This window comes from Oleiphilus sp. HI0123 (assembly GCF_001635315.1).
In genome coordinates this window covers 1-314 of record NZ_LWGE01000189.1, presented here as the reverse complement: position 1 = coordinate 314, position 314 = coordinate 1, and the positions used below count along the sequence as shown (strand labels likewise).

The following is a 314-nucleotide window of genomic DNA, read 5'->3' as shown; positions in this document are numbered from 1 at the left end:
CATGTGCATCTTCACGACGGTCGGGTCGCGCCAGTAGGTGACCATGCGCGAGGTGCCGCCGGAGCCGGCAGTATCGAGGCCCCAGACCGGGATGATGGTCAGCGGACGGCCGGTGCGCTGCGTGTAGACGTTGTTGGTCGTCAGCCACGCGAGGATGGTCTTGTCGCTGTTCTGGTTGAGCTGGGTCGAGGCGGCGTAGCCGAACGCATCCAGCGGCAGAAGCAGCGTATCGGCCAGTTCGACCGCGTTGGTGCTCTTGAAGGTGCCCGTGAGCGCGGTGTTCACGTCCTTCAGGATCTCGCCGGGGGTCTTGC

The 314-nt window shown here is 65.3% G+C and carries 1 protein-coding gene; it reads right to left on the bottom strand.

The genetic code is table 11. The annotated features are described in order from the left end of the window. Positions 1-314, bottom strand: a 314-nt coding sequence (locus A3761_RS25375) for a major capsid family protein (protein ID WP_156491499.1), incomplete at both ends; no start/stop codon positions are given.